Genomic DNA, 22,997 nt, shown 5'->3' on the forward strand with positions numbered 1-22,997 from the left:
TCCACTGGCCCGCATTTGCATCGACGCCCCCGAAGCTATCGCGGGGCAAGCCCGTTCCTGCAGGTCACGCGCTATTCCTGCAGGCGCGGGCTTGCCCCGAGTTGGCATCGTTCGGCCCCGTGGGACACGCTCTGGCTCTGCCCCTCAGAGATCCAGCACCAACCGCGCCGAGCGCGCCCGCGACACGCACAGCATCATGCTCTGCTGGGCAGCCTTTTCCTCGTCGCTGAGGTATTGGTCGAAATGCTCGGCCTCGCCTTCGAGGATCGCCGTTTCGCAGGTGCCGCACACGCCTTCGCGGCACAGGCACTCGACCTTCGCGGCCTTGGACTTCTCGATGGCCTGGAGGATGGTCATGCCTTCCTCGACTTGCAGTTCGGTGCCCGACCGGGCCAGGACCACGGTGAAGGCCGCACCTGTGGCCGGCGCGGCGGCGGCGAACTGTTCCCAGTGCACCCGCGATTCGGCGATGCCAGCGGCGGCGGCGGTGGCGATCACCGCGTCGATCAGCGGCTTGGGCCCGCACACATAGAGGTGGGCGTCATCGGCCAGGCCCGCGCACAGCGCGGCGAGGTCGAGCTTGCGGTCCAGGCTGTCGATGTAGAACCGTGTGTTGCCGGCATGCGGGCCTTGTTCCAGATCGCCCTGGAAGGCGCCGTGTTCCGGGGCGCGGAAGGCGTAGTGCAGCTCGTAGGGGGTGGCGCCATCTTCCAGCTCGTGCAACTGCGCCAGGAACGGGGTAATGCCGATGCCGCCGGCGATCAGCACATGGCGCCCGGCATCGGCGTCCAGGGCGAACAGGTTGTTGGGGGTGGAGATGGTCAGCTCGCTGCCCACCGCGACCTGGTTGTGCATGAACGCCGAACCGCCCTTGGACTGCTCCTCGAGCCGCACGCCGATCTGGTAGCTGTGCAATTGACGCGGGTCGCTCATCAGCGAATAGGCATTGCTGAACTGGCTGCCGCAGGGCGACTGCATCTGCACGATCACGTGGCTGCCGCCGCTGAAGGCGGGCAGGGGGCCGCCGTCGGCGCGGGCCAGGGTGAAGCGCTTGATCTGCGGCGTGGCCTGTTCCACACCGGTCACGCGCACCTTGAACATCTCGTATTGCTTGGCCATGGCGTACCTCGACAACAAAGCCCCGCGCCAGGCCCTGGCGCGGGGCGGGGGAGCTTGGGTGTGTTCAGTCGTCCAGATGGGCGACCGCGATCAGGTTGTGGAAGTGGGCGATGCCGTGCTCGCTGACGCCGCTGCGCTGGGCGTCGACCATGATCCGGCCCTGGCCACGGTAGCCGCGGGACTTCAGGCCTTTCTGCACGCTCTCGACCAGGCGCAGGTCCTCGGGGCGGAATACTTCACGGTACCAGTCGATCAGCTTGTGCTGCTCTGCGCTGAGTTCCTTGTTGAGGAAGTAGATGTCGTAGTGCTGCAGGGTGGTCTCGGCATCGACCGGGAACTCGTAGATCACGGTCATGAAGTTGGCCCCTGGCGGTACGTTGAACATGGTGCATGGCCAGGCCCAGAAGCCGGCGAAGGACGGGTCTTTCACCGACTCGTCGAAGGTGAATGACTGCTCCGACGGTTTGGCCAGGCCGTATTGCAGGGTCCAGTTGCCGTGCAGGCTGTGGCTGTACTGGCCGACGTCCACCGAATCGGAGAAGCCGGGGTGGGCCGGAGCGCAGTGGTAGCACTCCAGGTAGTTGTCGACGATGGATTTCCAGTTGGCCGGAGTGTCGCTGACGAAGCGCGCGGCCAGATGCAGGTCGTCGATCACCGCGCAGGCTTCGCGCATGCGCTTCTGCATGCCCGGCAGCTGGTCTTCGACGGAGCCTGCGTCGTTGTCCATGTTGATGAAGATGAAGCCGGCGTATTCCTCCACGCGCAGCTGCACCAGGGTTGAATTGTCCTTGTCGAAGTTGGCCACGTTCTCGCAGTTGCGCGCATGGGCCAGCTCGCCGTCGAGCTTGAAGGTCCAGGCGTGGTACGGGCAGGTGATCACGTTCTTGGCCTTGCCGCTGCCTTCGAGCAGTTGGTGGCCGCGGTGCGGGCAGACGTTGTAGAAGGCCCGCAGCACGTCGTCGCGGCCCCGCACGACGATGATGCTCTCGCCGATCACCTGGCGGGTGATGTAGGCGTTCTTCTCGGCGACTTCGCTGCGGTGGCCGACGCAGATCCAGCTGCGGGCGAAGATCGCTTCCTTCTCGTGTTCGAAGACGGCGGCCTGGGTGTAGAACTTGGCCGGGAGGGTGAAGGCCTCCTCGGGGTTGGCGCAGAAGTCGGCGGGCAGGCGTTTGAAATCGTTCATGGCTCTATCTCGGTTCTTATTGGTTAACGCGTATCTGCTGGTTAACAATCTGGGCAAAAAAATTTGCCAGAACGGGGGCGGGCAAGCCCGCCTCCCAGGTTGTATTTCAGTGCACCACGGCAGCGCTACGCGGTGCCTGCGGCTGCGGTTCCTCACCTGCCAGGCGGGTGGCCTCTTCCTCGATGCGGTACGCCGGCACCTGGCCGTAGTCGGCCGCCAGCCACTTGAAGAACCCGTAGATCTTTACCAGCAGGATCACCATGAACGGGATCGCTGTGAGCACCACGGCGGTCTTCATGGTCGACAGCGAGGCCTTGGCGAAGAGCATGGCCAGTGGCACCAGGGTCAGCACCACGCACCAGAACAGGCGCAGGGTGGGGCTTGGGTCTTCACCTTCGCGCAGGTTGCGCGTGCTGGTGGCGGCCACGGCGTAGGCGGCGGCGTCCATGTGCGAGGCGCAGAACACCGCCATGATGAACAGGTACGCGGCGAGGAACAGCGTGCCCCAGGGCAGGGCCAGCAACAGGTCGGTCACCGCGGCTTCGCCGCCCAGCGTGCCGAGCAGCTTGGGTACGTCGATCTGGCCGTTGATGAACTGGTGCATGCTGTAGCTTTCCAGCGCGCCGAAGAAGAACCAGCAACCGAAGCTACCGCCCAGCAGCAGGGCGAACACCACTTCCTTGATCAGTCGGCCACGCGACACGCGGGCGACGAACATCGCCACGCCAGGGGCGTAGGACACCCACCACAGCCAGTAGAACACCGTCCAGTTGCGGGTGAAGGCGCCGTCCCCGGCGGGGTCGGTGAACAGGCTCATCTGCACGTAGTGCTGCAGCATCAGGCCGATGGAATTGGCGGTGTTGTTCAGGGTGAACTGGGTCGGCCCGACCAGCAGGACGATGGCGGCGAACACCAGGGCGCCGATGCAGACCATCTTCGACAGGCGCTGCAGGCCGCCGTCGATACCGATGTACGAGCTCAGCGAGAACAGCAGCGCCACCGCGCCGATCACCAGCAACTGCACGGTGAAGGTGTTGGGGGTGCCGGCCAGGTCGGCAAGGCCGCGGGTCAGGGTCGAGGCGGTGAGCGCCAGCGACACGGTCAGCGCGCCCATCATGGTCAGCAGGAAGATCAGGTCGACGGCGCGGCCGACCGGGCCGGTGGCCTTGAAACCGGTGACTGCCTCGATGATCGAGGCCAGGTTGAGGCCGCTCTTCTTGCGCACATGGAAGTGATAGGCCATGGCCAGCGAGGCCAGGGCGTAGATCGACCAGGCGCTGATGCCCCAGTGGAAGAACGAGTAGCTGACGCTGTATTCCAGGGCCTTGGCCGACATCGGCGCGATGTTCAGGCCTGGGGTCTGGTAGTAGTAGGCCCATTCCATCACGCCCCAGTACAGGGTCGAGGAACCCATGCCGGCGCAGATGAACATGAACACCCAGGTGGCGGTGGAGTATTCGGGCTTACCGGCACCCAGGCGGATGTTGCCGTATTTGCTGAAGGCCAGGTACAGCACGGCCAGGGAACTGCCGAACACCAGTACCTGGACGCTGGTGCCGAAGGTGCGGGTGGCCACTTCGAACAGCTGGTTGGCGAGGGTTTCGGCCTGGGCAGGGAAGGCGGCAAGGCCGATCACGGTGAGCAGCACGGCCAACAGGCTCACGGCGATCAGGAACACGTCGATCTTTTTGTTATTGGGGGACATCAATTGTCTCCTGGAGCATTTTTTTTGTAGTAGGCGTCAGGCGTTGGGAAGTCCGTATCGAGGTTCTGTGTTTCCTTTCTGTTAACTAATAGATAACAAGTATCTTTTGGTTGACAGATTCTGCATTGAATCGAAGTGGGTGGCAATAGGATCGTCGGACAATCCGGATGATTGGGCTGGGTTGGCGATATCGCGGGGCAAGTCGCATCGGCCCCGCGATAACCTGATGCCTAATCAGGCGCCGAGCAGCTCGGCTATGGCCTTGCCCACTTCCTGGGTCGAGCGGCTGCCGCCCATGTCGCGGGTGGTGTCGCCGTTGGCGATCACCGTCTCGATGGCCTTGAGGATGTCGTCGTGGGCCGCCTGGTAGCGGGCATCGTTGTTTTCCTGGCCGAGGAACTCGAGCATCAGCGCGCCGGACCAGATCATCGCGATCGGGTTGGCGATGTTCTTGCCGTAGATGTCCGGCGCCGAGCCATGCACCGGTTCGAACAGCGAGGGGAACTTGCGCTCGGGGTTGAGGTTGGCCGACGGCGCGATGCCGATGGTGCCGGCGCACGCCGGGCCAAGGTCGGAGAGGATGTCACCGAACAGGTTGGAGGCCACCACCACGTCGAAACGCTCCGGCTGCAGCACGAAACGGGCGCAGAGGATGTCGATGTGCTGCTTGTCCCAGCTGATCTCGGGATAGTGGGCGGCCATGGCGGCGGTGCGCTCGTCCCAGTAGGGCATGCTCACGGCCATGCCGTTGGACTTGGTCGCCGAGGTCACGTGCTTGCGCTCGCGGGTCTGCGCCACGTCGAAGGCGTACTTGAGGATGCGGTCGACGCCGCGGCGGGTGAACACCGATTCCTGCAGCACGAACTCGTTGTCGGTGCCTTCGAACATGCGCCCGCCCAGGGAGGAATATTCGCCCTCGGTGTTCTCGCGGATCACCACGAAGTCGATGTCGCCGGGCTGCTTGTTCGCCAGCGGGCAGGGTACTCCGGGGAACAGGCGCACCGGGCGGATGTTCACGTACTGGTCGAAGTCGCGGCGGAACTTGAGCAGGGAGCCCCACAGCGAGATGTGGTCCGGGACTTTGTCGGGCCAGCCGACGGCGCCGAAGTACAGGGCGTCGAAGCCCTTGAGCTGGTCGAACCAGTCGTCGGGCATCATCTTGCCGTGGGCCAGGTAGTAGTCGCAGCTGGCCCATTCGAAGAACTCGAACTGCAGGTCCAGGCCGTGCTTGCGGGCGGCGGCCTCGACCACGCGCAGGCCTTCGGGGAGGACTTCGTTGCCGATGCCGTCACCAGGGATGGCGGCGATCTTGAAGGTCTTGGTCATGGGGCGCATCTCGTGTCCAGGGAAGATGCACGCCATGCTATAAGGCTGTGCTTCGGAGATAATCCGGCAATCCATCAATTCTTGGTACACGAAACGTGAATAATCTGCCGAACCTGGATGACCTCGACATCTTCCTGCAGGTGGCCCGCCGCGCCAGCTTCGCCGCAGTGGCGGACGAGCGCGGCATGTCGGCGGCGTTCATCAGCAAGCGTATTCGCTTGCTGGAGGAAAGCCTCGGCGTGCGCCTGCTGCACCGCACCACCCGGCGGGTCACTGTGAGCGAGGAGGGCGAGCGCGTGTACCAGTGGGCGCAGCAGATCTTCGAGACCCTGCGGCGCATGGACGACGACCTCAACGCCGGCCAGCGCGAGCCGGCGGGGCAGCTGCGCATCGCCAGCAGCCTTGGGCTGGGGCGGCGCTTCGTGGCGCCGGCGCTGTCGGAGCTGGCGGCGCGATACCCAGGGCTGGACATTCGCCTGGATGTGCATGACCGCCTGGTGGACCTGATCGCCGAAGGGGTGGACCTGGACATCCGCGTGGGCAACGTCATCGCCCCGCACCTGATCGCCAAGCCCCTGGCACGCAACCGTCGGGTGCTGTGCGCCGCCCCTGGCTACCTGGCCGCGCATGGCACGCCGCGGGTGCTGGCCGACCTGGCCAGCCATGACTGCCTGGTGATCAAGGAGCGCGACCACCCGTTCGGCCTGTGGCACCTGGAAGGCCCCCAGGGCGAGGAAAGCGTGCGCGTCACCGGCGGGCTTTCCAGCAACCACGGCGAGGTGGCGCACCAATGGTGCCTGGATGGGCAGGGGATCCTGTTGCGCTCCTGGTGGGACGTGCATGACAGCATTGCCGACGGGCGCCTGGTGCAAGTGCTGCCCGAGTACCAGCAGGCGGCGGATATCTGGGCGGTTTATACCGCGCCGTTGGCAGGTTCGGCCAAGGTGCGGGTGGCGGTGGAGTTCTTCCGCCAGTACTTCGCCGAGCGCTATCGCTTGCCCGATTAAACCTTCGCGGCGCCCCGCGACAAGTTGTCTGCTTGACTTGCAGGGTACCCTACGATCGTTAACTTGACTTCATGGTCAGATTTTGTGATCGTGCGCGCCCTTTCAGTTTCTCAAGCAGCAGAAAAAGCATGGGCAACCCAAGAGCTGCCCAGAGGATCAACCATGTCCAACCGTGATATTTCCCGGCGTTCGTTCCTGCAAGGCGGGCTGATCGCCGGTGTCGGCGTGACCATGGCGCCGCTCGGCAGCCAGGCGTTCGCCGCCCTGATGGAGAGCAAGGTCACCACCTCGCCGCAGAAGTGGATGAACCACGACGGCAAGGTGCGTTTGCGAAACGACGCGCTGTCCAAGGTCTGCGGCAACAAGGTGTTCGCCCGCGACATCCGTGCCAAGGACATGCCTGGCTGGCCACAGCAGCAAGGCCACGCCATGCTGCTCAAGGCGACCAAGGCCGACCGTATCTACGCGGGCTACGACCTGTCGCTGCTGGGCGCCGAGCTGCAGCCGGACCGCGTCGTCAGCGCCGATGACCTGAAGAAGGACGGCATCGCCTGGCCCGAGGCCCACTCGCCAGACCCCTTGCTGCCGCCCGGCCAGGTACCGATGTTCATCGGCCACCCGGTGGCGATCCTGATCTGGAACGACTTCGAGCGCTTCCGCAAGGCCAAGCTCAAGCTGCAGTTCAACGACCAGGCGATCCGCTACGGCGCCCAGGCCCCGCTGTACCAGCGCGATCCTTACGGCAGCTTCCGTTTCGTGCGCGTGGCCGGCAAGACGCCGTTCGACGAGGACGAATACTCGAGCCTGAAGAACACCATGCTGTTCCCCACCATCCTGGCGCGCAAGCCGGTATGGACCGCCGAGCCCAAGCAGCATGGCACCCTCACCGAGCAGGGGATGTTCTACGCCCAGCGCATCGACGAGCAGCTCAAGCAGCCGCCGGAAGACTGGCTGCTGTTCGACGAGCGTTACAAGACCCCGTCGATCGAGCCCGCAGCCCTCGAGCCGGACAACGGCAACGGCTGGTTCGACCCGGCCACCGGCACCCTGCATTTCGTCGTCGCCACCCAGTGTCCGTTCGAAGTGGCGCAGGAATGCGTGCACATGATCAAGCCATCGCGTTTCGGCCTGAAGCACCTGAACATGCACCCGGGCTACACCGTCGGCTACGGCTCCAAGGACAACAACATCTTCGTGTTCTACGCCGCCGTCGCCGCCCTGTACGGCGCGGGCGTGCCGATCCGCCTGGCCAACGACCGCTACGAGCAGTTCCAGAGCGGCATCAAGCGCCACCCGTTCGACATCCGCTACCAGCTGGCCGTCGACAAGAAGGACATGAGCTTCAAGATCTTCCGCGCCGACATGACCGTCGACGGCGGCGGGCGCATCAACTACAGCCCGTCAGTGGCCTCGGTGGGCGCTACCGCCGCGCAGTCGATCTACTACATGCCGCAGAACGACCTGTCGGTCACCGCCTACCACTCGCGCGGCGTCGAGGCCGGCTCCATGCGCGGCTACGGCACCCTGCAGAGCATGGCCGCCACCGAGATGATGGTCGACGAGATTGCCGATCGCCTGGGCGTGGATGCCATCGAGCTGCGCCGCAAGAACGCGCTCAAGTCGGGCATGAAGAACACCCAGGGCGCGGTACCCGCCGGTGCCCTGCGCCTGCACGAGATCCTCGACAAGGCCGCGGAACACGACTGGTGGAAGAACCGCCATGCGCGCAAGCAGGCCGAAGACGCCAAGGACCACGACAACTGGTACGGCGTGGGCTTCGCCATCACCCAGAAGGACTTCGGCACCGGCGCCGAAGCGCCGATGGCGGCGGTCGAGTTCACTGCCGATGGCCAGATTACTCTGCGCCATATCGGCACCGAGCTGGGCACCGGCATGTCGACCTCCCAGGCCCTGGTGGTCAGCGACTTCCTCGGCCGCGTCGCCGATCACGTGCAGACCGCCCAGACCGAATGGCCTGAGCTGCAACTGAGCACCAGCGGCAACCCCTACCTGATCAGCCAGGCCGAGCAGGACGCCGCGCTGCGCAACCCGCGCTGGGTCGCCAAGCTGGCTTCGCCGTCGTCGGCGACCAACTCGGCGTTCTACTTCAGCCACGCCACCCGCGAGGCGGCCCGAGTGCTGTTCAACCACGGCCTGTGGCCGGCGGCCATGGCCTTGTGGAGCCAGGGCCCGTTCGGCGGCCAGGCCAATCCGTTGGTGGTGCGCCGCGAGAACGCGGTGTGGGTCAACGGCGCGCTGACCGGCAATGGCCTGGAGCCGATCCCGTTCGCGGAGCTTGCCAAGAAGGCCCACGAGATGGGCCTGATTACCGGCGTCAGCGTACATGGCTTCAACCGCTGGAGCTGGGCCGAGGCCGACTTCGTCATCGACGGCGTGCGCGAGCGCCTGCCGCTCGATGCCCTGGCGGTGAAGTACGGCGACGGTGCGCTGAACGCGAAGAAGGCGCAGATGAACAGCGCCGGCTTCCACCTGCTCGACCGGCAGAACGTCGAGTACCCGGCCACCCAGCTGAACAACGCCATGGTCACCTACTACAGCCCGGTGGCGACCATCGTCGAGGTCAAGGTGAACAAGGGCAGCGGCGAGGTCAGCGTGCTCAACCACCACAGCTGGGTCGAGTGCGGCCGGGTGCTGGTGCCCGAGCTGGTCAAGGGCCAGCTCGAGGGCGGTATCGCCATGGGCATCGGCCATGCGCTGCTGGAGGAGATGCCGCTGTACGAGGGTGGCCCGGGCGAGGGCGACTGGAACTTCAACCGTTACCGCCTGCCGATGGCCCGGCATGTGGCGGTGTGGAAACAGACGTCCGAGATCCTGCCGCCGCTGTCGCCGACCGACCCGTCCAAGGGCATCGCCGAGGTGGTGATGATCCCGGTGGTCGGCGCCATCGGCAACGCCGTGGCCCATGCCATCGGCAAGCGTGTCCGCGACCTGCCCATCACCCCCGCCCGCGTCAAGGAGGCCCTCAATGGCTGACCGCAAGCTGCAACTGACCCTCAACGGTCAATCTGTCGTCACCGAGGTGGTCCCCGATGACCTGGCGATGATCGACTACCTGCACGAGTACCAGAACCTCACCGGCTCGCGCCTGGGCTGCGGGCAGGGCATCTGCCATGCCTGCGTGGTGATCGTCGACAACCCCGACGGCACCAGCGAGGAAGTGCGCACCTGCATCACCGGCGCGCACTATTTCGAGGGCAAGCAAGTGCGCACCATCGAAGGCCACGCCAAGCGCGACGATGCGGGCAACCCCACCGAGTTGAACCCGATCCAGCAGAAGTTCGTCGACCGCTTCGCCTTCCAGTGCAGCTACTGCGCCCCGGGCTTCGTCAACGCCGCCACGGTGCTGGTGGAGAAGGCCCAGCGCAAGCCGCTGAAAAAGAGCGAGCTGGAGCAGGCCATCGAAGCCAGCCTCGGCCACCATGTGTGCCGCTGCACCGGCTATGTGCGCTACTACGAGGCGACCCGCGACGTGCTGGGCGACCTCGGCCTGGTCAAGGAGGGTTGAGCATGACGCGAGTTCTGAGCAGCCTGGCCCTGGCCATTGGCGCGCTGGTCGCCTGCAATGTCCAGGCGGCCGACGAGGCATTGATCAAGCGCGGCGAATACCTCGCCCGCGCCGCCGACTGCATGGCCTGCCACACCGCCGAAGGCGGCGCGCCCTACGCCGGCGGTCTGCCGATCCATTCGCCGTTCGGCACCATCTACGGCACCAACATCACCCCGGACAAGCAGCACGGCATCGGCAACTACAGCAGCGACGAGTTCTTCGCCGCCCTCACCGAGGGCAAGCGCAAGGACGGCGCCAACCTCTATCCGGCCATGCCCTACACCTCGTACCACCTGATCAAGCGTGAGGATTCCGATGCGATCCACGCCTACCTGATGAGCGTGGCGCCAATCAACCGGCCGGCGCCGGAAACCAGCCTGAGCTTCCCGTTCAACGTGCGCACCGGCCTGATGGGCTGGAACCTGCTGTACGGCAAGAGCGTGCAGCTGGAGGAAGGCAAGGGCAACAGCGAGGCATGGAAGCGCGGCCAGTACATGGTCGAAGTGCTCGGCCATTGCGGCGAGTGCCACACCCCGCGCAACCCCATCGGCGCGCTGCAGCAGGACAAACGCCTGACCGGCGGCCTGCTGCTGGGCTACCTGGCGCCGAGCCTGCTGGCCCAGGACCTGGCCGACCGCGGCTGGAACCAGGCCGACCTGGCGACCTTCCTCAAGCACGGTATCAGTGCCCAGGGCAGCATGTTCAACGAGATGTACCCGGTGGTGCACCACAGCACCCAGCACCTTGAAGACAGCGACCTGTCGGCCATGGCCACCTACCTGCTGGGCGACCAGCCGCCGGCGGCCAAGGTGGTGCAGGCGGTGGCCCATGAAACCCTGGGCGAGAGCGCCAAGCGTGGCCGCCAGCAGTACCTCAATGTCTGCGCCGGCTGCCACGGCGGCGATGGCGAGGGCAAGCCGCACATCGCCGTGGCCATGCAGGGCAACACCGTGCTGCGCCAGGCCGACTCGCGCAACCTGGTCAAGGCCATCGTCGACGGCATCCGCGAACAGCAGTTCACCGGCTTCGAGCGCATGCAGCCGATGCCGGGCTTTGCCGACAAGCTCGACGACCAGCAGTTGACCGACATGGTCAACTACCTGCGCGAAGCCTGGGGCGGCCTGCCGGGCGACCTGACCACCCAGCAGCTGGCCCAGCTGAAGGCGGATTGACCCGTGCAGCATCTCGACCTGCAGGTGGTGCGCCAGGCGGCGCAATGGTCGCGCGACGGCCTGCGCGTATGGTTGTGCAGCGTGCTGTGCACCTATGGCTCGGCGCCGCGCGCGCCGGGCTCGCTGCTGGCGGTAAGCGAGGGCGGGCACTGGGTGGGATCGCTGTCGGGCGGCTGCGTCGAGGATGACTTCCTCGAGCGGGTCGCCGCCGGCGAATTCGCCACGGCGGTTGCCGTGGTGCGCTATGGCGACGGCAGCGACACCCGCGGCAACATTCGCTTGCCGTGCGGCGGCATTCTCGACGTGCTGGTGGAGAACCTGCCCGGCGACTGCGCCACCCAGGCGCATCTTGCCGAGCTGGAGAGCGCCTTGCTCGGTCGTCGGCGGCTGTTGCGCGAGGTCGACCTGCGCAGCGGTGAACGGCGGCTGAGCGATGACCTCGGCCAGGGGCCACGGGTGGAGCGTGGCGAGCACTGCGTGCGCCTGCGCATCGGCGCCGCCCAGCGCCTGTTGCTGGCGGGGTATTCGAGCGTCGCGCATTTCTGCGCCGAATTCGGCAAGGGCCTGGGCTTCGAGGTGGTGCTGTGCGACCCTCGCGACGAGGTGATGGACAACGTGGCGCTGGACGGGATAGAAATCCGTCGTGAACTGCCTTCGCTGTTCATCGCCAACGGCGGCTGCCATCGCGACACCGCGGTGGTGGCGCTCACCCACGACCCCAAGATCGACGACCTGGCCATGCTCGAAGCAGTGCGTACCGAAGCGTTCTACATCGGGGTGATGGGTTCACAGGCCACCTCGGCCAAGCGTCGTGAGCGCCTGCGCCGTATCGGTGAGCTGGGTGATGCCGACATGGCGCGCATTCATGCGCCGATCGGCCTGAACCTGGGCAGCAAGACGCCGGCGGAGATCGCCCTGGCGGTACTCGCAGATATCTTGCGGACCCGCAGCGGCATCGCCCGCGAGGCCTTGTGAAGGTCGTCGCCCTGGTGCTCGCGGCCGGGCAGGGCGCGCGCTTCGGCGCGGACAAGCGCCAGGCCCTGCTGGCCGATGGGCGCAGCCTGCTGCAGCACTGCGTCGAGCGCGCCCTGGCGGTGTTCGACGAGGTGCGCGTGGTGCTGCGCGCAGGCGAGCGGGCCGAGGATCTTGGGCTGCCGCCAGCCTGCCGGGTCGTCCACAGCCCCGAGGCGGGCCTGGGCATGGGTCATAGCCTGGCGGCCGGCGCGGCGTCGCTGGGTGACAGCGAGGCGCAGGCAGTGGCGATCCTGCTCGGGGACATGCCGTGGATCGGGGCGGAGACCTTCCGTCGTCTGCTCGCCTCGGCGGCGCCCTCGGTCATCGTGGTGCCGCGTCATCAGGGGCAGAACGGCCACCCGGTGGTGTTCGGCCGGGATTACTGGGCCGAGCTGACGCTGTTGGTTGGTGATGAAGGGGCGCGCTCGGTGCTGCGGCGGCATGCGAGCAGCGTTTTGCTCCTGGAATTGCAGGACAGCGGTGTGCTGCGCGACGTCGATACGCCCTCGGCGCTCGGCTAGACTGCCCGGGGGCCGCTGCGTCACCGACGCCACCATTGAGGGAAAACCCTCATTGCCGCTCATCCGGCGGCCTCCTAGCATGGATCCGGTTACCTACCCCAGGCCACAGGAGCACTACCATGACCAGCCCCAACGACGACAAACGCCCAACCCCCGACCCGGCCGAGGACAACGCCTTCTTCCCTTCGCCGTACTCCCTCAGCCAGTTCACCTCGCGCAAGTCCGACCTCAGCGGCGCCGACTATCCCGACGCCTACCGTGGCGGACGCTGGAAGGTCCTGCTGATCGGCGCCGACGAGCGCTACCTGCTCACCGACAACGGCACGCTGTTCTCCACCGGCAACCACCCGGTGGAAACCCTGCTGCCGATGTACCACCTGGACAAGGCCGGTTTCGCCTTCGACGTCGCGACCTTGTCGGGCAACCCGGTCAAGTTCGAATACTGGGCCATGCCCGGCGAGGACACCGAGGTGCTGGGCCTGTTCGATCGCTACAAGCCAGCGTTCAAGCAGCCGCGCAAGCTCGCCGATGTGCTGGAACAGGCCCTGGGTGAGGACTCGGACTATATCGGTGTGTTCATCCCGGGCGGCCACGGCGCGCTGATCGGCCTGCCGGAAAGCGAGGAAGTCGGGCGAGTGCTGAAATGGGCGGCGGACCACGACAAGTTCGTCATCACCCTGTGCCACGGCCCGGCGGCGCTGCTGGCCGGCGGCAAGCTCTACGACGGCTACAAGATCTGCGCCTTCCCTGACGATCTGGATGCCAAGACCCCGGACATCGGCTACATGCCCGGACACCTGACCTGGAAGTTCGGCGAACGCTTGCAGGCCCAAGGCGTCGAGATCATCAACGAGGGTATCTCCGGTGCCGTCCACCAGGACCGCAAGCTGCTCACCGGCGACAGTCCATTGGCCGGCAATGCCCTGGGCAAGCTGGCCGCCTCGGCGCTGCTCAAGGCAGTCAACGGCGGATGAGGGACCTGCCATTCGACCAGGTGGTGCAAGCCGTCCAGCGGATCGCGCAGGCCACTGACCTCGCGGATATCCAGTCGGCCGTGCGCAATGTCGCCCGGCCGCTGGGCTATGACCGCTTCGTGCTGTTCAGCGCCAGCGCTGCGCGGGACGAGGTGGTCGAGCGTATCCATTGGGTGGAGGGGGACTGGTTCGGCGATGGCCAGGCGGTCGACGCCCAGACCTACGTGCGCCACTGTCCGGTGACCCGTCACCTGCTGGCGGCACGCGAGCCGTTCTTCTGGAGCAAGCGGCTGGACGATGGCAACGAGCGTTATCGCGTGGTGCGGGCGCCGAGCGGGCCGGGTATCCACGGCTTGCAGGTGCCGGTGTTCGGTCCCGCAGGCCTGGAGGGCGCCATGAGTTTCGGTGGAGCGCAGGTCGTGGCGACACCTGCCGCACGCCTGGCCCTGACGCTGCTGGCCCAGGCCGCGTTCGCGGGCGCTCGGCGGCTGCTGGAAGTGCCCAGCGGCCAGGGGCGTTTGTCCGAGCGTGAGCGCCAGGTCCTGGCCTGGACCGCCGCCGGGCAGCGCCAGGCCGATATCGCCGCCACCCTCGGACTATCACTGCGCACGGTGGAAAACCACCTGCGCGCCGCCCGCCGGCGCCTGGGGGTGAGCACCACCGCCCAGGCGATCAGGATCGCCCTGGGCAGCGGTGCGCTCGACTGACTCAGCCCTTGTGCGCGACGTTCAGCACCACCTTGCCGATATGCCGGCCCGACTCCATCAGTTCATGGGCCTGGCTGGCCGCGGCCAGTGGGAAGGTGGCGTGGATCAGCGGCTTGACCGCGCCGCTGCGTACATGGGGCCAGGCCTTGGCTTGCAACTCGCCGAGGATCGCCGCCTTGTCGTCGGCGCTGCGCGCGCGCAGGGTCGAGCCGATATGGGTCAGGCGCTTGGTCAGCAGTGGGAACAGGTCGACCTCGGTGGCCGGGCCCTTGACCACGCCGATCTGCACGATGCGCCCGTCCATGGCGGCGGCCCTGAAGTTCCGCGCCACGTAGTCGCCGGCGATGATGTCGACGATCACATCCACGCCCTTGCCGTCGGTGTGCGCCATGACTTGCTCGACGAAGTCCTCGCGGGTGTAGTCGATGGCCACGTCGGCGCCAAGTTCGAGGCTTGCGGCCTGTTGCCCGGCGCCATTGACCGTGGTGAAGATCTTCGCCGCGCCGAAGGCCCGGGCCAGCTGCGTCGCGGTAGTGCCGATGCCCGACGCGCCGCCATGGATCAGCACGCTTTCACCGGCCTTGAAGCCGCCGCGCTGGAACAGGTTGACCCACACGGTCATGAAGGTTTCCGGCAGCGCCGCGCCCTCGACCATCGACAGGTTTTCCGGCAGGTGCGCGGTGGTGCGTTCGTCGGCCACGGCGTACTCGGCATAACCACCGCCCTGGACCAGCGCGATCACGGCATCGCCGAGGGCAAAGTGACGGACCTGCTCGCCGATGGCCACCACCTTGCCGGCGATCTCCAGGCCCGGGATGGCCGGCGCGCCGGCGGGTGGATCGTACAGGCCCTTGCGCTGCAGCAGGTCGGGGCCGTTGACGCCGGCGGCATGCACCTGCACCAGCACCTCGCGCGGGCCTGGCTGGGGCGTGGCATGGCTGGCAACCTGCAGGACCTCGGGGCCGCCTGGCCGGGTGATGTCGATGGCGCTCATTTGGCTGGGGATGATGTGACGCATGAAGACCTCTGTCATTCTGAAGAAAGGCCGTGTCGGCCCGTTGCATCACAGGGTATGCAAGCCGGGTTGCCCGGTCGCGCGGCGATTTTGCGACGCACCTTTGCAGATTTTCTTCAGCCGGCAGTGGCTGCGCTGAATCAGGAGTAGACCAATGAACTGGGATGATGCGCGCATGCTGCTGGCCTTGAGCCGCGAACAGACCCTGCGCCGCGCCGCCCGCGTGCTGCGGGTCGACCAGGCCACGGTGGGCCGGCGAGTGGCGGCGCTGGAGGCGGACCTGGGCTCGACCCTGTTCCTGCGCACGCCGGCCGGCTACCAGTTGACCGCCATCGGTGAAGTGGCCGTGGAAATGGCGCAGAAGATGGAACAGGCGGCCCTGGAACTGGCCCGCCGAACCCGAGGCGCGGATAACGAGGAGGCCGGCGAAGTGCGCATCGCCACTACCGACTCCCTGGCCCTGGAATTCGTCATCCCGGCACTGCGGCAGGTGCACGAGACCCATCCCGAGGTGCGCGTGGTGCTCAGCGGCAGCTCGGAGATCGTCAACCTGTCGCAACGCGAAACCGACATCGCCATCCGCAATCAGCGCCCGGACAGCCCCGACCTGGTGCTGCGCAAGCTGGCCAGCTGGCAGATGGGCCTGTTCGCCTCGGCGGATTACCTGGCGCGCCGGGGCGTGCCGGAAGAGGGCAGCTTTGCCGGCCACGACCTGGTGGTGTATGAGCCGTATTGGCGCGACCGTGCCGAACCGACCCTGGTGGACGTGCCCATGGGCGAAGGGCGGGTGGTGATGGCGGCCAACGCCAGCATGATGCTGCGCCGCGGCATCGCCGAAGGCCTGGGCCTGGGGGAGATCCCGGTGGAGCTGGGGCAGCGTGACGGCTTGCGGCGAGTCTGGCCCCAGCGTACGCGCAGCCAGCCCTACGAGGTGTGGATGGTCACCCACCAGGACCTGCGCCACACGGCGCGGGTGCGCGCGGTGATCGACCAGTTGGTGCGGGCGTTTGCCGGGCCAGGCGAGTGACGGGCGCTGCAGTCAGCCTGCAACGGCCAAAGGGCTGAACGCGTCTGCGATGAAGGCTTCGAGGGCCTGGGCCTCGATGATCTCGATCGAGAAATGCCCGAAACGCTTGGGCAACCAGATGATGCGGGCTCCGGCAGGCGACTGCAGGTGCTCGCGAGCCAGTGGCTTGCCGTTCTCGTCCTCGGGCTGGATGCCATTGGCCGTCAGTTGGTCATAGGCTTGCTCGATGTCCGGCGTGGAGTAGCAGTGGCGGTAGATCATCCCTTCGCCGTGGGTATCGAGCAGGTCCTTGAGGTTGCCCGCCAGCGGCTGGACCAGCATGAAACGCTCCTGGCCGACCCGGGCGATCGCATAGTGGACGTGCAGGCCGCCGCGTTCCCAGACCAGCGGGCGGGAAATGTCGGCGCCCAGCACTTGTGCGTAATAGCTACAGGCGGCGTCCAGATCGGCGACCAGTACATCCACGTGGCTGAACTTGAGGTCCATCGCATTGCTCGCTCATGCAGAAGGTTCAGGGCTGTGCCGGCGCGACGTCGCTCACCGAGTCTGCTTCGGGCTGGCCGGCCTCGGCCGCCAGTTTCAACCGGTCGGCCTTGGAAATGTAGGGGTTCCTGTTTTTCGGCGCCAACTTGGCACTGGCCTTCTTGGCGTGGGCTTTCAACAGCTGGTTGATCTTTTTACGACGGTTCATGTTATTCCACTTCATTGACGCTGGGTGCGGCCGCAGGGCGAACGATACAGCAAACCGCCACTGACGAATCGTCATATTCGCGCTACACCATCAGCTGACGGGTTTAACCGAGCGACAGGCACGGAGCCTGTCGCACCCGACAAGGAGGTCATCATGCAATGGACGCCACAATCTGCAACCTGCCTGAAAGCGCTGCTCTTTGGCTGCCTGGCAGCCGCCGCCTCGCCTATCTTCGCCGAGCAAATCTGCGCGCTGCCCGACAGCGTCGAGCCTGCGCCGGCCCGCCCGGTGGACTACGTCAACAAGGACCTGCCCACGGATTACCTGGCCCTGGTGCTGTCCTGGTCGCCGGAGCATTGTGAAGCCCAGCGCAACAAGCCCAAGGCGCAACGCGAAAAGCATGCCTTCCAGTGCTTCTCGGGCAATCGTTTCGAATGGGTGGTGCACGGCCTGTGGCCGCAGAATGGCTACGCCAGGTCCAACCAGGACCATCCGCGCAACTGCCAGACAGTCGGTTCGCTACCGGCACCCTTGGTCAGGCAGCACCTGTGCATGATGCCCGGGCCGGACCTGATGCAGAACGAATGGCAGGCCCACGGTACCTGCGGCTGGTCGTCGCCGGAGCGCTACTTTGCCGATATCCAGCGGGTCTACGACTCGCTGCAGCGGCCCTCCCTGCAGGAAATGCTCGGCAGCGAAGCGGGCCCCAACCAATTGGTGGACGCCAAGGTGAGCGACATCAAGCAGGCGTTCCTGGCCCATAACCCGGCGCTGCCTGCGCAGAGCCTGCGGGTATCGGTGGGTTCGGGCAACCGTTTGAAAGAGCTCTGGGTCTGCCTGGACAAGCAGCTCGGGCCGACGCCGTGCCCAGCCGGCGGCACTCCAGACAACCAGCAGATCAAGGTTCGTGCATCCTTCAAGTAGCTTTCCTGCACGGAGCGCACCCAGGCGAGCACCCGCTACTGGCGACTACCTGCGCGTTCGCGCCATCGCCGGCACCCATGTCGTGGTGTTGGTCTGGGCAGTGCTTCATTGGCCCGGAGGCGCGGACACTGGCCAAATGTCGCGCTGGTGTGTAGGTGTTTTCCTTCAAGGTAGGTAGTACATTTTAGGGTGTGCTGTATATCCATCCAGTATTTGTTGGAGGTTCCATGCTTCGGGTACGCCAGGGCCCAAAATGGCTGCGTGGACAATAAATCCAGCTCCGTTAGTTTGAAGGCCTCTCCTTCGGAAAGGGAGAGTTCACAAACCACATGGAGTTACAACGATGAACCAACCAGAAAACCAGAACCCGCTTCGTCACGGTCGTGTCACCTCCCCAGCCTCGCGTGGCGCGGTCGCCATCGACCTCGGCGTGCTGAGTGGCTGGCAGGTCGATGAAATGGAAGGCGGCAAGAACTTCCCGGCCCTGGCCGCCGGTCCGTTCCCGGCGCCGTTCCAGTCGGACAACCCGAGCGTCGCCCCGCCCGCCGATGGCTACATCCTCAGCGGTGGCAAGACCGACGCCCGTGACTGCGTCAACTTCACCGACGAGGAGATGGGCAAGAAGCTCAACCGCGCCTTCACCTGGCCGCTGATCAATGTCGACGCCGGGCAAGTGTTCAAGGTGACCTGGCGCTACACCGCGCCGCATACCACCCGCGGCTATCGCTGGCTGATCACCAAGGACGGCTGGGACCCGAAACAACGCATCACCCGTGCGCAACTGGAAGACAAGCCGTTCGCCGAGGACTTCTACCCGCAGGTGCCGTACTACAGCCACGCCGGCGAGTTGAAGGCCAAGGTCGATCACGAAGTGAAGCTGCCGGCCAACAAAAAGGGCCGTCACGTGATCGTGCTGATGTGGATCGTCGCCAATACCGGCAACGCCTTCTACCAGGCATTCGACGTCGACTTCCAGTAAGTCCGCGGGATCTACACACGTTCTGAAGGATTAGAACATGGCAACGATTGACTTTACCCAACTCAAGGCAGCGCAGGATGACGCTGCATCGCGGATGCCCAGCCTGGCGGGCAAGAAGATCCTCATGGGCTACTGGCACAACTGGCCGGCCGGCCCGGCGGATGGTTACCAACGCGGGCAGTTCGCCAACATGAGCCTGGAGGAGGTGCCGCGCGACTACAACGTGGTGGCGGTGGCCTTCATGAAGGGCAGCGGCATACCGACCTTCAAGCCTTACAACCTGTCCGATGCCGAGTTCCGGCGCCAGGTTGGCGTGCTCAACAGCCAGGGCAGGGCGGTGCTGATGTCCCTGGGCGGCGCCGATGCGCATATCGCCTTGAACCCGGGCCATGAACAGCCGCTGGCCAATGAAATCATCCGCTTGGTGGAGACCTACGGTTTCGACGGGCTGGACATCGACCTTGAACAGAGCGCGATCGATTTCGCCGCCAACAAGACGGTCCTGCCTGCCGCTCTGAAACTGGTGAAGGATCACTACGCCGCCGAGGGCAAGCATTTCATCATCAGCATGGCACCGGAGTTCCCCTACCTGACCAGCGCGGGGCGCTACGTCGACTACCTCAAGGCACTGGAGGGGTACTACGACTTCATCGCCCCGCAGTTCTACAACCAGGGGGGCGACGGACTCTGGGTGCAGGAGGCCAATAATGGCAACGGCGCCTGGATCGCGCAGAACAACGATGCCATGAAGGAGGACTTCCTGTTCTACCTGACCGAGAGCCTGGTTAGTGGCACCCGCGGCTTCACCCGGATCCCGGCCGACAAGTTCGTCATCGGCCTGCCGGCCAACGTCGACGCCGCCGCCACCGGCTATGTGATCAACCCGACGGCAGTGACCAACGCGTTCAAGCGTCTCTACGCCAAGGGCGTGTCGATCAAGGGCCTGATGACCTGGTCGGTCAACTGGGACAGCGGGGTCAACAAGAACCACGTGCCTTACAACCAGGAGTTCAGCCGGCGCTACGGGCCGCTGATCAACAGTGGCAACAAGGCCACGGCGTCCACCGACGCCTGATCGAGCTAGCATCCGGCAGACGTGCCTGATGCCCGACAGTCGAGGCCTGTCGGCTTGATCACCGCATGAAGATCCGATGCCGCAAGGCATCGGATTTTTTGTGCCTGGTCGCTAGTGTGGTGTTTCACAAATAACGACCATAACTCGCGGCGCTTTTTGCGCTCATGCGGTGTTGTCGCTCCTCGCCGTAGCTGGGCTACGACTGGTCGCGACGCCTTGCCTGAGCGCAAAAATCGCTCGCGATTTATTGGTCGTATTTGCAAAACACCACACTAGGGCGCCGGTACGAAAATGGCGAGTCACTGCTACCCACAGGGGCTACCATGTCACCCATGGCCAATATCAACGACACTACCGAAAACGACGCCTGTTACCTGGCACTGAAAGCGCACGATGCGCGCTCGAACGGCTGTGTTGCCCTGGGCTGGCGTCCGCCCTATGACACTGCCGCAATGCTCGGCTTTCTGCGCCTGCGGGCGATACCCGGCGTGGAGCGTGTGGAGGAGGGGATATACACCCGTACGCTGCATCTCATGCAGGACGGTCAGGAACATTGCGGCTGGTTGAGCGTGGCCTTTGACGAGGCGGGCACCCAGGTGCGAGTAAGGATCAGCGATTCCCTGACGGGCGTCGTGCCCACGGTGATCAACCGCGTGCGCGCCGCGCTCGACCTGGATGCCGACCCGCTCGCCATCGACGCCGTGCTGCACAGTGCGTTCCCTTCGGGCGCGGGCCTGCGCGTTCCGGGAACGGTTGACGGTTTCGAGCTGGCCGTGCGCGCCGTGCTGGGCCAACAGATCACCGTGGCCGCTGCGCGCACATTGGGCGCACGCCTGGCCGCGGCTTTCGGGCAACCCATCACAACGCCGCTGGCTGGCATGGACCGTCTGTTCCCCACGCCCGCCGCGCTGATTGCGGCCAGCGGGGATGAACTGGGCCGGCTGGGCATCACGCGCCAACGCCAGGCGGCGCTCAAGGCACTGGCCGAGGCGGTGCTGGAGGGTGGCCTGGTCCTGAGCCCGGGTGTGGACATCGCGGCCACCTGTGCCCGCTTGCGCGCACTGCCGGGGATCGGCGACTGGACCGCGCAATACATCGCCTTGCGTGCGTTGCGCTGGCCCGATGCCTTCCCGGCGGGCGATGTGGCGCTGCAAAAAGCCCTGGGGGTGAGCAGCGCACAGGCGGCAACGCAAGCCGCGCAGGGCTGGCGACCCTGGCGCGGTTATGCAGTGCTGCGCGCCTGGCAAAGCTTGCACTGACAGGGCAGCCACGAACCCATGCCTAGCCTGAGATTAGAACGCTCCGCTGCCAGGGGCAGCATTGGCGTCGTGAGTTTGGCTTCATGAGGAGTTTTTCTGCCGGACCTCAATCCCTGCGAACCCTTTCACATGCCAGCATTCCCAATCCCTTCCTCACTGAGTACACTTGAGACAAGTTCTTATTTGCACCTGGTAATCTTTTTTAGGGAGGCGTGATGTCCACCGTTGTTCCCGATGGCACTGCGCACACCGGCCTGGAAACACTATACCGTGAGCACAGCGGCTGGCTGCACGGCTGGTTGCGCCAGCGTCTGAACAACTCCGCCGATGCCGCGGATCTGGCCCAGGACACCTTCATCCGGGTGCTGTTGGCGCGCACCGCCGGCACCCTCAAGGAGCCGCGGCACTACCTGGCGACCATCGCGCGCGGGCTGACCATCGACCTGTACCGCCGCCGCAGCCTGGAAAGCGCCTACCTTGAAGCCTTGGCGCAGCAGCCGGAGCGTTATGCGCCCTCGGCCGAAACCCACGCCGCGATCCTCGATACCCTGATGGCCATCGACCGTATGCTCGATGGGCTGGGCCCGCGCACGCGGGCTGTGTTTCTTGCCGTGCAACTGGATGGCCTGAGCTACGAGAAGACTGGCGAACGCCTGGGTGTTTCGGTGAGCACCGTGCGCAAGCACCTGGCCCGCGCGCTGATGCATTGCCTGCTGGTCGAGGACGCATGAAGGCCATTCTCAGCGCGGCGGTGGACTGGTACGTGCGCCTGCATGACAGCAATGTCGATGACGCCACCCGCGCCGCATGGCAAGCCTGGTGCACGGCCGACCCTCGCCACGCCGCAGCCTGGGCGCGCCTGGAGCAACTGCAAGGCCGCCTGGGCAGCGCCCCCCGCGGTGCCGCACAGACTCTGGAAATCGCCCGGCGCGACCGGCGCCATGCCGTGAAGGCACTGGCGCTGTTGCTCGGCGTCGGGGCCGTTGGTTGGCAGGGGTACCGGGCTTCGCCCTGGAGTGCCGACTATGCGACACGGATCGGCGAGCGCCGCCGACTGACCCTGGCCGATGGCACGCGCCTGGACCTCAACACCGACAGCCGTGTCGATGTTCGCTACGACGCGGGCCAGCGCCTGATCCAGCTGCAGCGCGGCGAGATCCTGGTGGAAACCGCCAAGGATGCGCGGCCACTCAGCGTGCGCACCGTGGCAGGCGACATCCTGGCCCTGGGTACCCGCTTCAGCGTGCGTCAGGACAACGACGTGAGCCATGTGGCGGTGGCCGCCCATGCCGTGGAGGTGCGGCCCAGCCGGGCGTCGCAGGTGGTGCGTATCGACAGTGGGTACAGCCTGAGTTTTGCCGCCGACCACATCGGCCCCCTGCAACCCTTGGCCCCCGGCGGCCAGGCCTGGGCCGAGGGCATGCTGGTCAGTGTCGACTGGCGCCTGGACGAGGTGGTCCACGAGCTGGCGCGCTACCGCCCCGGTTATCTCGGCTGCGCCGGTGAGGTCGCGGGCTTGCGCCTGTCTGGCGCATTCAACCTGGACGACACCGACGTCGCCCTGGCCAGCCTGGAAGACGCGTTGCCGGTTCGCGCACGGCGCATGACGCGCTACTGGGTGCGCATGGAGCCAATCGGCAAGGGGTAGGGGGCCCACGATCGTGGAGGCCCGAGCCGGGAACCGTGGGTGAAATCTCATCCGCTCTCAAACATTCGAGAATTTTTCGC

21 protein-coding genes and 1 pseudogene are annotated in these 22,997 nt (G+C 65.8%); 15 read left to right on the forward strand and 7 right to left on the reverse strand.

The window, feature by feature from the left end; all coding sequences use genetic code 11:
• Nucleotides 1-144: 144 nt before the first annotated feature.
• From BMY03_RS11400 to BMY03_RS11415, 4 genes are all read right to left on the reverse strand, one after another.
• Nucleotides 145-1,119 carry a PDR/VanB family oxidoreductase gene (locus tag BMY03_RS11400; RefSeq protein ID WP_094011098.1) on the reverse strand — a complete coding sequence of 325 codons (975 nt, stop codon included), beginning with the start codon at nucleotides 1,117-1,119 and terminating at the stop codon, nucleotides 145-147.
• Nucleotides 1,120-1,183: 64 nt separating this feature from the next.
• Entirely contained in the window at nucleotides 1,184-2,305 is a 1,122-nt protein-coding gene (locus BMY03_RS11405; RefSeq protein WP_094011099.1) for an aromatic ring-hydroxylating oxygenase subunit alpha, read from the reverse strand.
• 106 nt (nucleotides 2,306-2,411) lie between these two features.
• The gene (locus BMY03_RS11410) at nucleotides 2,412-4,010 is read right to left on the reverse strand and encodes a BCCT family transporter (RefSeq protein ID WP_094011100.1); all 1,599 of its coding nucleotides are present in this window, start codon (nucleotides 4,008-4,010) and stop codon (nucleotides 2,412-2,414) included.
• 234 nt (nucleotides 4,011-4,244) lie between these two features.
• A complete protein-coding gene (locus BMY03_RS11415) occupies nucleotides 4,245-5,336 on the reverse strand; it encodes a tartrate dehydrogenase (RefSeq protein ID WP_038705913.1) in 1,092 nt (363 codons plus the stop codon).
• A gap of 95 nt (nucleotides 5,337-5,431) precedes the next feature.
• Here BMY03_RS11415 and BMY03_RS11420 point away from each other — a divergent pair, with 95 nt between their 5' ends.
• From BMY03_RS11420 to BMY03_RS11455, 8 genes are all read left to right on the forward strand, one after another.
• Nucleotides 5,432-6,343, forward strand: coding sequence for a LysR substrate-binding domain-containing protein (locus BMY03_RS11420; RefSeq protein WP_038705914.1), 912 nt, complete (start codon nucleotides 5,432-5,434; stop codon nucleotides 6,341-6,343).
• Between the two features lie 162 nt (nucleotides 6,344-6,505).
• Nucleotides 6,506-9,337, forward strand: coding sequence for a xanthine dehydrogenase family protein molybdopterin-binding subunit (locus BMY03_RS11425; RefSeq protein ID WP_094011101.1), 2,832 nt, complete (start codon nucleotides 6,506-6,508; stop codon nucleotides 9,335-9,337).
• Nucleotides 9,330-9,869 carry a (2Fe-2S)-binding protein gene (locus BMY03_RS11430; protein WP_094011102.1) on the forward strand — a complete coding sequence of 180 codons (540 nt, stop codon included), beginning with the start codon at nucleotides 9,330-9,332 and terminating at the stop codon, nucleotides 9,867-9,869. Before BMY03_RS11425 ends, BMY03_RS11430 begins: the two co-directional genes overlap by 8 nt.
• A 2-nt stretch (nucleotides 9,870-9,871) precedes the next feature.
• Entirely contained in the window at nucleotides 9,872-11,083 is a 1,212-nt protein-coding gene (locus tag BMY03_RS11435) for a cytochrome c (protein WP_038705916.1), read from the forward strand.
• A gap of 3 nt (nucleotides 11,084-11,086) precedes the next feature.
• Nucleotides 11,087-12,058, forward strand: a complete 972-nt coding sequence (locus BMY03_RS11440; protein ID WP_094011103.1) for an XdhC family protein — start codon at nucleotides 11,087-11,089, stop codon at nucleotides 12,056-12,058.
• Nucleotides 12,055-12,618, forward strand: coding sequence for a nucleotidyltransferase family protein (locus tag BMY03_RS11445; protein WP_094011104.1), 564 nt, complete (start codon nucleotides 12,055-12,057; stop codon nucleotides 12,616-12,618). The genes BMY03_RS11440 and BMY03_RS11445 overlap by 4 nt, the downstream gene beginning before the upstream one ends.
• A 119-nt stretch (nucleotides 12,619-12,737) precedes the next feature.
• On the forward strand, nucleotides 12,738-13,592 hold the full coding sequence (gene hchA, locus BMY03_RS11450) for a glyoxalase III HchA (RefSeq protein WP_094011105.1): 855 nt from the start codon (nucleotides 12,738-12,740) through the stop codon (nucleotides 13,590-13,592).
• Nucleotides 13,589-14,299 carry a PA1136 family autoinducer-binding transcriptional regulator gene (locus BMY03_RS11455; protein WP_094011106.1) on the forward strand — a complete coding sequence of 237 codons (711 nt, stop codon included), beginning with the start codon at nucleotides 13,589-13,591 and terminating at the stop codon, nucleotides 14,297-14,299. The genes hchA and BMY03_RS11455 overlap by 4 nt, the downstream gene beginning before the upstream one ends.
• 1 nt (nucleotide 14,300) lies before the next feature.
• On the opposite strand, the gene BMY03_RS11460 is transcribed toward BMY03_RS11455, so the two are convergent.
• Complete coding sequence (locus tag BMY03_RS11460; protein WP_177182907.1) at nucleotides 14,301-15,293, reverse strand: NAD(P)H-quinone oxidoreductase; 993 nt, start codon at nucleotides 15,291-15,293, stop codon at nucleotides 14,301-14,303.
• 175 nt (nucleotides 15,294-15,468) lie between these two features.
• Between BMY03_RS11460 and BMY03_RS11465 the strand changes: the two genes are divergently transcribed.
• Complete coding sequence (locus BMY03_RS11465; protein WP_038705920.1) at nucleotides 15,469-16,341, forward strand: LysR family transcriptional regulator; 873 nt, start codon at nucleotides 15,469-15,471, stop codon at nucleotides 16,339-16,341.
• 12 nt (nucleotides 16,342-16,353) lie between these two features.
• Here BMY03_RS11465 and BMY03_RS11470 read toward each other — a convergent pair whose 3' ends face one another.
• On the reverse strand, nucleotides 16,354-16,827 hold the full coding sequence (locus BMY03_RS11470) for a VOC family protein (protein ID WP_094011108.1): 474 nt from the start codon (nucleotides 16,825-16,827) through the stop codon (nucleotides 16,354-16,356).
• Nucleotides 16,828-16,852: 25 nt separating this feature from the next.
• Complete coding sequence (locus tag BMY03_RS11475; protein WP_046855970.1) at nucleotides 16,853-17,032, reverse strand: DUF2986 domain-containing protein; 180 nt, start codon at nucleotides 17,030-17,032, stop codon at nucleotides 16,853-16,855.
• A 153-nt stretch (nucleotides 17,033-17,185) separates the two neighbouring features.
• On the opposite strand from BMY03_RS11475, the gene BMY03_RS11480 reads away from it, so the two are divergent.
• The 6 genes and pseudogenes from BMY03_RS11480 (at nucleotide 17,186) to BMY03_RS11505 (ending at nucleotide 22,917) form a co-directional block, all read left to right on the forward strand.
• Nucleotides 17,186-17,956, forward strand: a complete 771-nt coding sequence (locus BMY03_RS11480; protein WP_094011109.1) for a ribonuclease T2 family protein — start codon at nucleotides 17,186-17,188, stop codon at nucleotides 17,954-17,956.
• A 343-nt stretch (nucleotides 17,957-18,299) separates the two neighbouring features.
• Entirely contained in the window at nucleotides 18,300-18,935 is a 636-nt protein-coding gene (locus BMY03_RS11485) for a lytic polysaccharide monooxygenase auxiliary activity family 9 protein (protein ID WP_023630096.1), read from the forward strand.
• Nucleotides 18,936-18,972: 37 nt separating this feature from the next.
• Nucleotides 18,973-19,980: pseudogene (locus BMY03_RS11490) on the forward strand (chitinase); the annotation flags it as partial.
• A gap of 353 nt (nucleotides 19,981-20,333) precedes the next feature.
• A complete protein-coding gene (locus BMY03_RS11495; protein ID WP_094011110.1) occupies nucleotides 20,334-21,269 on the forward strand; it encodes a DNA-3-methyladenine glycosylase family protein in 936 nt (311 codons plus the stop codon).
• Between the two features lie 215 nt (nucleotides 21,270-21,484).
• Entirely contained in the window at nucleotides 21,485-22,000 is a 516-nt protein-coding gene (locus tag BMY03_RS11500; RefSeq protein WP_023630684.1) for a sigma-70 family RNA polymerase sigma factor, read from the forward strand.
• The gene (locus BMY03_RS11505) at nucleotides 21,997-22,917 is read left to right on the forward strand and encodes a FecR domain-containing protein (RefSeq protein ID WP_094011111.1); all 921 of its coding nucleotides are present in this window, start codon (nucleotides 21,997-21,999) and stop codon (nucleotides 22,915-22,917) included. The genes BMY03_RS11500 and BMY03_RS11505 overlap by 4 nt, the downstream gene beginning before the upstream one ends.
• Nucleotides 22,918-22,997 lie beyond the last annotated feature (80 nt).

This window comes from Pseudomonas soli (assembly GCF_900110655.1).
Classification (GTDB): domain Bacteria; phylum Pseudomonadota; class Gammaproteobacteria; order Pseudomonadales; family Pseudomonadaceae; genus Aquipseudomonas; species Aquipseudomonas soli.